This is a genomic window from Alloalcanivorax sp. C16-2, assembly GCF_046507615.1.
In the GTDB taxonomy this organism is placed as follows: Bacteria; Pseudomonadota; Gammaproteobacteria; order Pseudomonadales; family Alcanivoracaceae; genus Alloalcanivorax; species Alloalcanivorax marinus_A.
Genome location: NZ_JBKFTL010000001.1, coordinates 50,539 through 62,545, shown reverse-complemented (window position 1 = coordinate 62,545; position 12,007 = coordinate 50,539). Strand labels below are relative to the sequence as shown.

The following is a 12,007-nucleotide window of genomic DNA, read 5'->3' as shown; positions in this document are numbered from 1 at the left end:
AAATGGCAGTGTGAACACCCGGTCGACCCCGAGCCAGAGGCCATGGCGCCTATGCGCCGCGCGGATCGATTTTTGACGTCGCGTCAGCGATTGGCCAGATGCGCGAAGAGTTGTTCGAGCACGGTATCCAGATGGCGGAACCCCAGGGGCGTGCAAGCCACCCGCTCCTTTTCATCGACCAACAGGTGGCGTTGGCGGAACGCCGCCAGGGCGGCGTCCAGCTCCGGTGGTGACCAGCCACTGCGCTCGGCAAGCAGTGCCGAGGACACACCATCCACCAGCCGCAGGCCGTTCATCAGAGCCTCTTCCAGGGCGGCTTCGATGACGGTTTCCTGACGGCGCGACGCCGCCGGATCGGCGAGATAGTGTTCCGGCTGCCGCGTCTTGCGATAACGCAGCCGCCGGTCCGGCAGGGTCAGCTTGCCGTGGGCGCCGGCGCCGATGCCGAGATAATCCCCGAAGCGCCAGTAATTCAGGTTATGCCGGCAGGCGCGGTCGTCCCGGGCGAAAGCGGAGACTTCGTAGCGACGGAAGCCGGCATCGGCCAGCAAGGCCAGCCCGGCTTCCTCGGTGTCGGCGCGGTGATCGCCGTCGGGCTGTTCCGGCGGCGCGCGAAAGAAGGCGGTGTTGGGCTCGATGGTGAGCTCATACCAGCTCAGGTGGGTGGGCGACAGCGCCAGGGCCTGGCGCAGATCATCCAGCGCCTGCTCGGTGGTCTGGCCCGGCAGGGCGTGCATGAGGTCCAGGTTGAAGTTGTCGAAGCCGGCGGCGCGGGCTTCCCCCACCGCCGCCCGCGCCTCCTCCGGGCCGTGGATGCGGCCCAGCCTGGCCAGGTGTTGTGCGTGGAAGCTCTGCACGCCGATGGATAACCGGTTGATGCCCGCTTCCCGGAAGCCGGCGAAGCGCCCTGCCTCCAGTGTGCCCGGGTTGGCTTCCAGGGTGATTTCGGCGTGGTCGCTGAACGCCAGGCGCTCACGGAGCCCATGGAACAGCTCGCGGTAGAAGGCGGCGCTCATCAGGCTCGGGGTGCCGCCGCCGATGAACACCGTGTCCACGACGCGGCCCGCCACCCAGGGCAGGTCCTGGTCCAGGTCGGTGAGCAGGGCCGCCAGATAGGCCCGTTCCGGAATCTCGCCGCGCTCGTGGGAATTGAAGTCGCAATAGGGGCATTTGCGCACGCACCAGGGCACGTGGATATAGAGGCCGAGGGTATCGTCGGTGGCGTTCATGGCCTGGCGGCGCCGTAGGAGCGGCTTCAGCCGCGATCCCCCGTCAGCCGGCCAATCAATTCCGCCATGGCCCGTCCCCGATGGCTGACGCGGTTCTTCTCCGCCGGGTCCATTTCGGCGGCGGTCAGGCCCCGGTCCGGCAGCAGGAAGTGCGGGTCGTAGCCGAAACCGTGCTCGCCCCGGGGCTGCAGTATGATCTCGCCTTCCCAGGTGCCCTGGCAGATCAACGGCGTGGGGTCCTCGGCATGGCGCATCATCACCAGCAGTGCCTGATAGCGGGCGGTGCGTGGTGCCTCCGGCAGGTCGCCGAGCATTTCGATCAGCAGCTTGTTGTTCTTGGCGTCGTTGGCGTCGGCACCGGAAAAGCGGGCGGAGAAAATCCCCGGCGCGCCGTTCAGGGCGTCCACTTCCAGGCCGGAGTCGTCGGCGATCGCCGGCAGGCCGGTGTGCAGGCAGGCGTTGCGCGCCTTGAGGATGGCGTTTTCCACGAAGGTGAGGCCGGTTTCTTCCGCCTCGGGTACGTCGAAATCGCTCTGCGGCACCACCTCATGATCCAGGGGCGCCAGAATGGCGCGCATCTCTTCGAGTTTCTTGCGGTTGCCGGAAGCCAGCACAAGGGTGTTCATGGTTTATCTCCGCGTCAGCGGGTCACACGGTAGACGGCGATCTCGCCGAAGAAGTTGGGCCACAGGCGGGTCAGGGCGCCGCTGCGATGCTGGCGGTTGACCACGGTCCGCTCGATGATGCGGATGTCGTTGCGCCGGCAGTGGGCCTGGAAATCGGCCACCGTGCACAGGTGAATGTTGGGAGTGTCGTACCATTCATAGGGCAGCGCCGAGGACACCGGCATGCGGCCCTTGAACCCCAGGTAGGCGCGAATGCGCCAGTAGCCGAAGTTGGGAAAGGTGATGATCGCCTCGCGACCGACGCGCAGCATCTCGTCGAGAATGGCGTCCGGGCGCAGCACCGCCTGAAGTGCCTGGGTCATGATCACGTAGTCGAAGCGCTCGCTCTGGAAATTGCCCAGGCCCTTGTCCAGGTCCTGCTCGATCACATTGACGCCCTTCTCGAAGCAGGCGGCCAGGTTGTCCTGATCGATCTCCAGACCGTAACCGGTTACCGCCCGCTCGTCGCGCAGGCGCGCCAGCAGGGCGCCGTCACCACAGCCCAGGTCGAGCACCGTGGCGCCCTGGGGAATCCAGTCGCTGATCAGACGCAGCTCGTCGCGCTCAGACATGGGCGGCCACCTCACCGGCCACGCGGCCCATGTAAGCACTGAACAGCTTGGTGTATTCCGGAATCGGCAGCAGGAAGGCGTCGTGGCCCTTGGGCGTGTCGATTTCCGCGTAGCTCACGTCGCGGCCCGCCTGGACCAGGGCGTTGACGATTTCGCGGCTGCGCTCCGGGGCGAAGCGCCAGTCGGAATTGAACGACATTACCAGGAAATTGCAGCGTGTTTGTTCCATGGCTTTTTCCAGGGAATGGTCGTACTCCCGGGCCGGGTCGAAGTAGTCCAGCGCCTTGGTCATCAGCAGGTAGGTGTTGGCGTCGAAATTGCGCGAGAAGGTCTCGCCCTGGTGGCGCAGATAGGACTCCACCTGGAACTCCACGTCGAAGCCGAAGTGGAAGCGACCGGAACGCAGGTCGCGACCGAACTTCATGCGCATGGCGTCGTCGCTCAGGTAGGTGATATGGCCCACCATGCGGGCCAGGATCAGCCCCTGGCGAGGGTAGGTGTCGTGCAGATAATAACGACCGCCATGGAAATGGGGGTCGGTGAGAATCGACTGGCGGGCCACCTCGTTGAAGGCGATGTTCTGCGCCGATAGCTTGGGCGCGCCCGCGATCACCACCGAGTGACGCAGCCGCTCGGGGAAGTCGATCGCCCACTGCATGGCCTGCATGCCGCCCAGGCTGCCGCCCACCACCGCCGCCCACTGGGCGATGCCCAGGGCGTCCGCCAGGCGGGTCTGGCTCTTCACCCAGTCCTTCACCGTCATCATCGGGAAATCCGGACCCCAGGGCTGGCCGGTTTCCGGATTGGTGGAGGTGGGGCCGCTGGAGCCGTGGCAACCGCCCAGGTTGTTCGGGCAGACCACGAAGAAGCGGTTGGTGTCGATGGGCTTGCCCGGGCCGATGCAGTTGTCCCACCAGCCGGGGCGTTTATCGTCCGGGCCGTGGTAACCGGCGGCGTGGTGATGGCCGGACAGCGCATGGCAGATCAGCACCGCGTTGGAGGCGTCCGCGTTGAGGGTCCCGTAGGTCTCGTACACCAGGTCATAGGCGGGCAGAACCCGGCCGCACTCCAGCTCCAGCGACTGGTCGACGTGCAGGGTTCGCGGTTGTACCAGGCCAACGGAGTCCTGGGGAATCGATTCGGGCATTTCGGGTAACCATCCAAAGGTGGGGCAAAGTCTATCGGCCACCCCCCGACCGTGCAATGCACGCTCAATGGATGTGGCGGGAGTGGCTTCAGCCGCTCCCGCCGGGAAATCCGGCCACCGTTCCCGCTAGAAAGCGACGGACCTTTTTCAGCCGCGCGCGGTTCAGAACAGCGGGCTGTAGGAGCCCTCGTCGTCCTGCCGGTCGGCGTACAGGCTGCGGTCCAGCACCCGGTGCACCCGGGCCCGTTGTTCCTCGCGGTCCACATCCACCAGAATCAGATAACGCCCCCGGCGGATGTCCTTGAGATAAGGTTTCAGATGGTAGCTGCAGTGGGAAATGCCGCGCAGGCCGCCGGCCCAGGCGCCGTGGGCAGCAAAGAACAGGACGCTCAATACTACCCCGAAGAAGCCGATGGGCACGCCCCAGGGGTCGATGGCCGCCAACGCTCCGCCCACCAACAGGCCGATGCCGGCGCCGATCAGGGCGCCATAGAAGCCGGTGGTCATGATGTTGGTGTCTTCCCAGGGGGTGGTGGCGTGGATACCCTCGGCGACCAGTTCGCCGTTGTCGCGGGCCATCACATGCACGCGGTTGGCGCCGATATCGGCGCGCTTCAGGCCGTTCAGGGCGACCTTTACCTGATCGAGACTGCGGACGAGATAATACACTCTGTACATAGTGTTACTCTCCCTGAGTGCTCTGATCTCCTGTGTTTCATGCTACTCCCGGGGTGCGTAAACAAGGGGTAAACGAGGGTTAAAAAACGTTAAGGGGACACCATGAACCAACCGCGGAGCGCCAGCGGCGACCATGACCAGGCCGCGCTGGACCGCCTTTACACGCTGGTGGCGAACGATGAGGACGCGCGCACCTGCACCGACATCAGCGAGGAGGCCTGCCGGGAGGTGCCCGGCAATTTCTTCAGGCTCATTCTGGCCAACGTGCTCTCCAAGATCGGCGATCTGCTGATCAACCCGAAAACCGTGCTGGCCTGGCTGATCGGCGCGGTGGGCGCCCCCGCCGCCCTGGCCGGGGCTCTGGTGCCGATCCGTGAATCCGGCTCGCTGATTCCGCAACTGGTGATCGGCGCCTGGGTGCGTCGCCATCCGGTGCGCAAGGGCTTCTGGGTTCTCGGCTCGGTGATCCAGGGGGTGTGCGTGCTGGGCATGGCGCTGGCGGTATGGCACTGGGAAGGTCTCGCCGCCGGGCTGGCCATCGTCGGGCTGCTGGTGATTTTCAGCCTGGGCCGCGGCTTTTGCTCCGTGGCCATGAAGGACGTGCAGGGTAAATGCATTCCCAAGTCCCGGCGTGGCCGGCTCACCGGCCTGGCCTCCACGTTCTCCGGGTTGGCCACTCTGGCGGTGGGGTTGTTTCTGTTTGGCCAGGACAGCGAGCCCGGGTTGCGGTTCTATTCCCTGCTGCTGGTGGCCGCGGGCCTGGCCTGGTGGCTGGCGGCGGCGGTGTTCGCCCGCGTCGATGAGTTCAAGGGCGAAACCGCCGGTGGCGGCCATGCGCTGCGCGAGGCCCTGGGCAGCCTCAACCTGCTGGTGACCGACGCGCCGTTCCGGAATTTCGTGATCGCCCGGGCCTTGCTCATGGCCTCGGCCCTGGGTTCCCCCTTTCTGGTGGTATTGGCCCAGGAGCGTGGTCAGGGCGCCGCGTTGCTGGGTGGTTTCCTGGTGGCCTCCAGCCTGGCCAGCACCCTCAGCGCCACGCTCTGGGGCTACATGGCCGACGCTTCCAGCCGCCAGGTGATGATGCGCGGTGGCGGTCTGGCGGCCCTGGTGTGCCTGGCGGTGGCCACCGTGGCGTTGTTCGCCCCGGAGCGGTCGTGGCTGGGTGGGTTCTATCCGGTGGCCTTCTTCGTGCTTTCCGTGGCGCACTCCGGCGTGCGCATTGGCCGCAAGACCTACCTGGTGGACATGGCCGGCGGCACCAAGCGCACCGATTACACGGCGGTGAGCAACACCGTTATCGGCGTGCTGCTGCTGGCGGTGGGAGCGGTCAGCACCGGTGTGTCCCTGGTCGGCGCCCAGTGGGCGCTGGTGTTCCTGGGGCTGATGGGCGCCCTCGGCACTTTCTGGTCCTGGCGCCTGAGAGAGGTTTGAGCACGGTACAGCGGACCACGCCGTTGATCGCGGCTGAAGTCGCTCCTACAGGCCCCTCCAAGCCAATGTCGATCCGGGCGGAGAGCACCAGGAAGGTGCATCACGATTTACCTTTTATAACTTTTTTGGGTAAAGTGTCCCGCTCTTATTCAATAACATTAATATCGGAGGGAACCCGTGAAAAAACAATTTCTTCTTGCCGCCGCTGTGTCCAGCCTGACTATTCTGCCCCTTGCCGCCCAGGCGGATTCCGGATTTCTGGTGGGTGCGGCGGTAACCCGCGACCAGAGTAACGCCGATGATTTTCTTGACGACGCGGTGGGCGGGACGTCGGTCCGGATAAGTTCGCCGGATGCGGAAATGGGCGGGGATGTGTATGTCGGCCTGGCCGCCAACGAGATGTTCACTTTCCGTTTCGGTTACCGGAAATTCGGGGACGCGGAGGCCGATATCGAGGGCGGCATCGGTAAATTCGAGGTGGAAGCGGACGGTTTTTATGTGGCCGCCGATGCCATGTTCCCGGTGACACCCTCGTTCCTGGTCGGCGGCACCCTGGGTATCCAGAACGCGGACATCACGTTCCGGCTCAGGGGGCCGGGTGGCTCGGACAGCATGGACGACGATGCCCGTGACTTCTTTTACGGCGTGCGCGCGGCCTGGTTGTTGAGTGAGCAGGCCGGTGTCACCGCGTCCTACAGCCGCTATGCGTTCGAGGCGGATGACGTCAGCGAGGACCTGGAATACGACAGCCTCGCCGTGGGTCTTGAATACCGCTTCTAGGCACCCCGCCGCCTGATACGGCGCCGTGGCCCTCGCTACGGCGCCGTTCGTTCGAACAGCAAATCCCACACCCCGTGGCCGAGGCCGGCGCCACGGCGCTCGAACTTGGTTTCCGGGCGCCAAGCCGGCCGAGGCGCGAACTGGCCGGCGCCGGCCTGGTTCTTGAAGCCGTCGGTGCCCGCCATTACTTCCATCATGTGTTCCGCGTAGTTTTCCCAGTCCGTGGCCATGTGCAGCACGCCGCCGGGGCGTAGCTTGCGGCCCACCAGCGCCACCCAGTCCGGTTGCACGATGCGCCGCTTATGGTGCTTCTTCTTGTGCCAGGGGTCGGGGAAATACAGCTGCACCCGCTCCAGGCTGCCGTCCGGAATGCACAGTTTGAGAATATCCACCGCGTCGTCGCAGTAGCTGCGCAGGTTGGTGAGCCCGCGCTGCTCGATTTCCATCAGCAGGGCGCCGACACCGGGCCGGTGCACCTCGATGCCGATGAAATCCTTGTCCGGGTCGGTCTCCGCCATGTCCGCCAGGGAGCGGCCCATGCCGTAGCCGATTTCCAGCACCCGTGGCGCGTCGCGACCGAACACCGCGTCCGGGTCCAGCATGCCCTGCCCCCGTTCCAGGCCGAAGCGCGGCCACAGGGTGTCCAGGGCCCGACGCTGCCCGTCGGTGAGCCTGCCCTCGCGCAGCACGAAGCTGCGCACCCGGCGCATCACCTTGCCGGTTTCCGGGTCCTTGTCCTGGTGCAGAAAATCGAGCATGGCGATTACGGTGGCGGTTGGCGGGGCAGAGTATAAGGGATGGGGGGCGCGCTTACACGCAGCACGCTGGCACGCAAACACGCTTACACGCAACACGCTGGCACGCAACACGCTAAACCCGCGCCTGGAGTGTTTGGCATGTTTCCTGAGGTGTCAGGAAACACTGAGGGCTTTCAGGCACGGGTTTAGCGTGCCAGCGTGCCAGCGTGTTGCGTGTAAGCGCGTTAAATCAGGCCTTCGGAGGGCGAGGACGGGTTGGCGAATACCCGTTTGGGCATGCGCCCGGCCAGGAAGCCCTCGCGACCGGCCTCGACGGCCTTCTTCATGGCGCTGGCCATGAGCACCGGGTTACGGGCATGGGCGATGGCGGAGTTCATCAGGATGCCATCGCAGCCCAGCTCCATGGCCAGGGTGGCGTCGCTGGGGGTGCCCACGCCGGCGTCCACCAGGATCGGGACCTTGGCCTCTTCCATGATCAACAGCAGGTTGTGCGGGTTGAGCACGCCCAGGCCGGAGCCGATCAGTGAGCCCAGGGGCATCACCGACACGCAGCCCATGTCCTCCAGCTCCTTGGCGACGATCGGATCGTCGTTGGTGTAGACCATCACGTCGAAGCCGTCGTCCACCAGTTGTTGGGCGGCCCGCACGGTATGGGCGATGTTCGGGTACAGGGTCTTCTGGTCGCCGAGCACTTCCAGCTTCACCAGTTTGTGGCCGTCGAGCAGTTCCCGGGCCAGCTTGCAGGTGCGCACCGCGTCCTCGGCATTAAAGCAGCCGGCGGTGTTGGGCAGGATGGTGTATTTGTCCGGGGTGACGAAGTCGAGCAGGTTGGGCTCGCCGGGCTCCTGGCCCAGGTTGGTGCGGCGCACCGCCACGGTGACGATTTCCGCGCCGCTGGCCTCCACGGCCTGGCGGGTTTCCTCGAAGTCCTTGTATTTGCCGGTGCCGATCAGCAGCCGGGACTGGTAGGTTTTGCCTGCGATGTGAAGCGGGTCGGACATGATGGGTTCCAGCGTTGGTGAAACAGGGTTCGGGCTGATTTCCGCCATTCCTGGCGGCTCTTCCGCGTACCATTCTTTGGCGCCGTGCCCGCCATCCCTGGCGCGGCGCCGTGCCGGTCTGAACGCCCGGCCCGGACGTCCTGTCCGGTCGTAAATCGCGCCGTAGGCGCGATTTACCCACCCCCGATGGCGTGTACGATCTCCACCACGTCGCCGTCGCGGAGCGGGTGTTGGCCGTGCTCGCTCTTGGGCACGATGTCGCGGTTCACCTCCACCGCCAGCCGGCGGCCCTGCAACTGCAGCTGGGCCACCAGGTCCGCGACGGTGGTGCCGTCCAGGGTCAGCGGGTCGCCGTTTACGGTCAGGGAAGTCATGGTGGTGCTCGCTATCCGTAAGTGGGTGTCAGCCGTGGGCGCGCCACAGCGACCAGGCCAGCCACAGCCAGCCGATGATCAGCGCCACGCCGCCCAGCGGGGTGACCGCGCCGAGCCATTTCTGGCCACTGAGCACCAGCACATAGAGGCTGCCGCTGAACACCAGCATGCCGGCGAACAGAATCCAGCCGGCGGTAAGCAGGCTGGCGCCGAGCTGGCGGGCCAGCACGCCCACCAGCAGGATCGCCAGGGCATGGTAGAAATGGTATTGGCTGGCCGTCGACCAGATGTCGAGCATGGCCGCGTCGACGCGGTTTTTCAGCCCGTGGGCGCCGAAGGCCCCGAGCGTGACCGCCAGAGCGCCATTCAGAGCGCCCAGGAAAAGGAGGTATTTCATGGTCACCGGCGTGGTTGATCCGTGGAGACCCGATTGTACTGGAAATTGGGATGCGACGGGGGCTCTTCAACCGCGTGGAGGACCATAAAAAAGCCCCGGCGGTGGGTGCCGGGGCGAAGGGGTTCCGCGCGCCGTCGCCGCCTCAAGCGGCGATGGCGTTGCGCAGTTTCTTCAGCGCGTTGTTCTCAAGCTGGCGAATCCGCTCCGCGGAGACGCCGTATTCGTCGGCCAGCTCCTGGAGCGTGGCTTTCTGGTCGGCCAGCCAGCGGCGCTCAAGGATGTCGCGGCTGCGGTCGTCCAGGGTCAGGATGGCGGAACCCAGCTGGCGGGAGCTACGTTGCTGGTGATCTTCCTCGGCCACCAGATCCGCCGGGTCGCTGTTGTCGCTGTGCAGGTAGGCCGCCGGTGACGGGATCGCATTGTCCTCGTCGTCGCTGGTGGGGCCGTCGAAACTGGCGTCGAAAGCGCCCAGTCGGCCTTCCATTTCCTTCACCTGGGCGGCGGTCACGCCCAGATCATCGGCGACCCGCTGGGCTTCCTCGGTGGTCAACCGGCCCAGGCGTTTTTTCTGGCCGCGCAGGTTGAAGAACAGCTTGCGCTGGGCCTTGGTGGTGGCCACCTTCACGATGCGCCAGTTCTTGATCACGTATTCGTGGATTTCCGCCTTGATCCAGTGCACCGCGAAGCTCACCAGGCGCACGCCTTTGTTGGGATCGAAGCGTTTGACGGCCTTCATCAGGCCCACATTGCCTTCCTGGATCAGATCGCCCAGGGGCAGCCCGTAGCCGGTGTAGCTGCGGGCGATATGAACAACGAACCGGAGATGCGCCAGCACCATATTGCGGGCGGCGTCCAGGTCATCCTGGAAGTACAACCGCTCCGCCAGCTGCCGCTCTTCCTCGACGCTGAGCACCGGCACGGAGTTGACCGCGCGGATGTAGGCGTCGAGGTCGTCGCCCGGCACCGCCAGCGGTAACGCTTGCGCCTTTTGCAGTTGTTGGGTGGTCATGTCCCTTCTCCCTGATTGGATGGGCTCGATATTAGCACTCGGTTTATATGAGTGCTAATAGCCGGGATAGTTCCCCGTCATTCAAACCTTCAATGGCTGCTATCAGCCTGCGACGGGGTCGGTGACGCCGTGGTGACGTGCATCAATATAGACGCCGTTGCCCGCCGTGAATTCCCCACTTTAGGGAACCCGGCGTCGGCGTGGGGTAAAGAAAGGAAAAACAGGCCCTAGAACTGCGGTTCGATGTCGCCCAGATGCCGGCTCACCGCCAGCCAGGCGCCGAGCAGCCCCAGGGTGCCGCTGAATAGCGGCAGTACCAGGCCGCTGGAGGCGGCCATGCCGGTTAGCGAGTGCTCGCTATCGTACAGCCTCAGCAACTCGTCGATGGGGCCGCCCAGCCACCATAGGGCCAGGCTGACCAGGATCAGCGCCAGCAGGCCTCCGGCGAAACCCACGCAGAAGCCGCTGTACAGGAAGGGGCGCCGCACGAAGCCGTCGGTGCCGCCGACGATCTTGATCACCACGATCTCCTCGCGGCGGCTTTCGATGGCCAGCCGAACGGTGTTCACCACCACCAGGACCACCGCCAGGGCCAGGCCCAGGGTGAGCACGCTGATCATCCGGTCGCCCAGCTCGATAATAGCGTGCAGGCGCCGCACCCAGGCCACGTCGAGCTGGGCGTTGTCCACTTCCGGCAGGCCGTTGAGGCGCCGTTGCAGGGCCTCGATCTGGCCGGGCGCCACATCCGCCGGGTAGACCACGATCAGCGGCGGCAGCGGGTTGTCCGGCAGGGCCTCGAGCACATCGCCGAAGCCGGACAGCGTTTTGAATTCGTCCAGGGCCTGCTCGCGGGTGATCACCTCGGTACGCGCCACGGTATCGAAGCCGTCCCATTCCCGCGCCAGGGCGCGCTGGCGCTCCTCGCCGGTATCCAGTTGCAGGAACACGGACAGGTGCGCCTGGCCGTCCCAGCCCCGGGTCAGGGCGCGGGCGTTGTCCATCAACACCGCCAGGCCGGCGGGCAGCGCCAGGGCGATGGCGATCACCAACACCGTCATCAGGGTGCTGGTGGGCGCGGCGCGCATGCGGGCCAGGGCGTCGGTCAGGGAATCCCGGTGATGGTGGCGCCAGGCGGTGAACTGGTCACCCAGGGAAGTGCGCGTGCTGCGCGCCCCGGCGGGCCGCCGCTGGCGGGGAGGACGGGTATTACGGGCCACGGCGGTCCTCCCGGATGCCGGCGTAGAGCGCCAGGTCCTGGTCGCGCTGGGAGGCCGCTTCCTCGCCATCGTGAATCAGCCGGCCCTCGCGCAGGGTCAGCAGCCGGTGCCGGTAGCGGGCGATCAGCGACAGATCGTGGGTGGCGATGAGCACCGCCACGCCGACCCGGGCGAAATCATGGAACAGATCCATGATCTCCGCGCTCAGCGCCGGGTCCAGGTTGCCGGTGGGCTCGTCGGCGAGCAGCAACGGCGGCTTGTTGACCACCGCCCGGGCGATGCCGATGCGCTGCTGTTCACCGCCGGACAGCATGATCGGGTTGAGTTTTTCCTTGTCCAGCAGGCCGACCTTGTCCAGGGCGGCGCGCACCCGCTTGCCGATGTCGGCGCGGGCGAAGCCGGCGATTACCAGCGGCAGGGCCACGTTGTCGAACACGCTGCGGTCGAACAGCAGCTGATGGTTCTGGTGCACCATGCCGATCTTGCGGCGCAGGAAGGGAATGTGGCGGCTGCCCACGCCGGTCAGGTTCTGGCCTTCCACGAACACCTGACCCTGGGTGGGGCGCTCGATCATCATGATCAGCTTCAGCAAGGTGGACTTGCCCGCCCCGGAATGCCCGGTCAGGAAGGTCAATTGCCCGGCGGGCAGTTCAAAGCTGACCTGCCGCAGGGCGTCCTTGCCGTTCGGGTAGCGTTTGCCCACCCGGTCGAACTTGATCATGAATAGAGTCTCGCTTTGCTCGACGGCT

General features: G+C 65.7%; 14 protein-coding genes. 2 read left to right on the top strand and 12 right to left on the bottom strand.

Going from position 1 to position 12,007, the window contains the following annotated elements; genetic code table 11:
• Positions 1-83 precede the first annotated feature (83 nt).
• The 5 genes from hemW to ACLD02_RS00265 all read right to left on the bottom strand — a co-directional run bounded on the left by hemW (position 84) and on the right by ACLD02_RS00265 (position 4,291).
• Positions 84-1,229, bottom strand: a complete 1,146-nt coding sequence (gene hemW / locus ACLD02_RS00285) for a radical SAM family heme chaperone HemW (protein ID WP_203105507.1) — start codon at positions 1,227-1,229, stop codon at positions 84-86.
• 26 nt (positions 1,230-1,255) lie between these two features.
• A complete protein-coding gene (gene rdgB, locus ACLD02_RS00280; protein WP_203105508.1) occupies positions 1,256-1,855 on the bottom strand; it encodes an RdgB/HAM1 family non-canonical purine NTP pyrophosphatase in 600 nt (199 codons plus the stop codon).
• Between the two features lie 14 nt (positions 1,856-1,869).
• Positions 1,870-2,466, bottom strand: a complete 597-nt coding sequence (gene metW, locus ACLD02_RS00275; RefSeq protein WP_203105509.1) for a methionine biosynthesis protein MetW — start codon at positions 2,464-2,466, stop codon at positions 1,870-1,872.
• The gene (locus tag ACLD02_RS00270; RefSeq protein WP_203105510.1) at positions 2,459-3,613 is read right to left on the bottom strand and encodes a homoserine O-succinyltransferase MetX; all 1,155 of its coding nucleotides are present in this window, start codon (positions 3,611-3,613) and stop codon (positions 2,459-2,461) included. The genes metW and ACLD02_RS00270 overlap by 8 nt, the downstream gene beginning before the upstream one ends.
• Positions 3,614-3,775: 162 nt before the next feature.
• Complete coding sequence (locus ACLD02_RS00265; RefSeq protein ID WP_203105511.1) at positions 3,776-4,291, bottom strand: hypothetical protein; 516 nt, start codon at positions 4,289-4,291, stop codon at positions 3,776-3,778.
• 102 nt (positions 4,292-4,393) lie between these two features.
• Between ACLD02_RS00265 and ACLD02_RS00260 the strand changes: the two genes are divergently transcribed.
• Positions 4,394-5,722, top strand: coding sequence for an MFS transporter (locus ACLD02_RS00260; RefSeq protein WP_410297657.1), 1,329 nt, complete (start codon positions 4,394-4,396; stop codon positions 5,720-5,722).
• Positions 5,723-5,899: 177 nt separating this feature from the next.
• Positions 5,900-6,502 (top strand): outer membrane beta-barrel protein, encoded by a 603-nt coding sequence (locus ACLD02_RS00255; RefSeq protein WP_203105513.1) that lies wholly within the window; start codon positions 5,900-5,902, stop codon positions 6,500-6,502.
• Between the two features lie 35 nt (positions 6,503-6,537).
• Here the strand turns inward: ACLD02_RS00255 and trmB are convergent, their stop codons facing one another.
• The 7 genes from trmB to ftsE all read right to left on the bottom strand — a co-directional run bounded on the left by trmB (position 6,538) and on the right by ftsE (position 11,979).
• Complete coding sequence (gene trmB / locus ACLD02_RS00250) at positions 6,538-7,260, bottom strand: tRNA (guanosine(46)-N7)-methyltransferase TrmB (protein ID WP_203105514.1); 723 nt, start codon at positions 7,258-7,260, stop codon at positions 6,538-6,540.
• A gap of 224 nt (positions 7,261-7,484) precedes the next feature.
• Positions 7,485-8,261 carry a thiazole synthase gene (locus ACLD02_RS00245; RefSeq protein WP_410297656.1) on the bottom strand — a complete coding sequence of 259 codons (777 nt, stop codon included), beginning with the start codon at positions 8,259-8,261 and terminating at the stop codon, positions 7,485-7,487.
• A gap of 173 nt (positions 8,262-8,434) precedes the next feature.
• Positions 8,435-8,635 (bottom strand): sulfur carrier protein ThiS, encoded by a 201-nt coding sequence (gene thiS, locus ACLD02_RS00240; protein ID WP_203105516.1) that lies wholly within the window; start codon positions 8,633-8,635, stop codon positions 8,435-8,437.
• Between the two features lie 28 nt (positions 8,636-8,663).
• The gene (locus ACLD02_RS00235; RefSeq protein ID WP_410297655.1) at positions 8,664-9,032 is read right to left on the bottom strand and encodes a DUF423 domain-containing protein; all 369 of its coding nucleotides are present in this window, start codon (positions 9,030-9,032) and stop codon (positions 8,664-8,666) included.
• A gap of 142 nt (positions 9,033-9,174) precedes the next feature.
• Entirely contained in the window at positions 9,175-10,041 is an 867-nt protein-coding gene (gene rpoH / locus ACLD02_RS00230; RefSeq protein WP_203105518.1) for an RNA polymerase sigma factor RpoH, read from the bottom strand.
• A 227-nt stretch (positions 10,042-10,268) separates the two neighbouring features.
• Positions 10,269-11,258, bottom strand: coding sequence for a permease-like cell division protein FtsX (gene ftsX, locus ACLD02_RS00225; protein ID WP_338015239.1), 990 nt, complete (start codon positions 11,256-11,258; stop codon positions 10,269-10,271).
• On the bottom strand, positions 11,248-11,979 hold the full coding sequence (gene ftsE, locus ACLD02_RS00220; RefSeq protein ID WP_203105520.1) for a cell division ATP-binding protein FtsE: 732 nt from the start codon (positions 11,977-11,979) through the stop codon (positions 11,248-11,250). Before ftsE ends, ftsX begins: the two co-directional genes overlap by 11 nt.
• Positions 11,980-12,007 lie beyond the last annotated feature (28 nt).

What these genes read in the sequence shown, in the direction of transcription:
- rpoH (WP_203105518.1), bottom strand. Translation starts at nt 10,041, where the DNA reads ATGACCACCCAACAACTGCAAAAGGCGCAAGCGTTACCGCTGGCGGTG.
- trmB (WP_203105514.1), bottom strand. Translation starts at nt 7,260, where the DNA reads ATGCTCGATTTTCTGCACCAGGACAAGGACCCGGAAACCGGCAAGGTG.
- hemW (WP_203105507.1), bottom strand. Translation starts at nt 1,229, where the DNA reads ATGAACGCCACCGACGATACCCTCGGCCTCTATATCCACGTGCCCTGG.
- metW (WP_203105509.1), bottom strand. Translation starts at nt 2,466, where the DNA reads ATGTCTGAGCGCGACGAGCTGCGTCTGATCAGCGACTGGATTCCCCAG.
- ACLD02_RS00265 (WP_203105511.1), bottom strand. Translation starts at nt 4,291, where the DNA reads ATGTACAGAGTGTATTATCTCGTCCGCAGTCTCGATCAGGTAAAGGTC.
- thiS (WP_203105516.1), bottom strand. Translation starts at nt 8,635, where the DNA reads ATGACTTCCCTGACCGTAAACGGCGACCCGCTGACCCTGGACGGCACC.
- ACLD02_RS00245 (WP_410297656.1), bottom strand. Translation starts at nt 8,261, where the DNA reads ATGTCCGACCCGCTTCACATCGCAGGCAAAACCTACCAGTCCCGGCTG.
- rdgB (WP_203105508.1), bottom strand. Translation starts at nt 1,855, where the DNA reads ATGAACACCCTTGTGCTGGCTTCCGGCAACCGCAAGAAACTCGAAGAG.
- ACLD02_RS00235 (WP_410297655.1), bottom strand. Translation starts at nt 9,032, where the DNA reads ATGAAATACCTCCTTTTCCTGGGCGCTCTGAATGGCGCTCTGGCGGTC.
- ACLD02_RS00270 (WP_203105510.1), bottom strand. Translation starts at nt 3,613, where the DNA reads ATGCCCGAATCGATTCCCCAGGACTCCGTTGGCCTGGTACAACCGCGA.
- ftsE (WP_203105520.1), bottom strand. Translation starts at nt 11,979, where the DNA reads ATGATCAAGTTCGACCGGGTGGGCAAACGCTACCCGAACGGCAAGGAC.
- ACLD02_RS00260 (WP_410297657.1), top strand. Translation starts at nt 4,394, where the DNA reads ATGAACCAACCGCGGAGCGCCAGCGGCGACCATGACCAGGCCGCGCTG.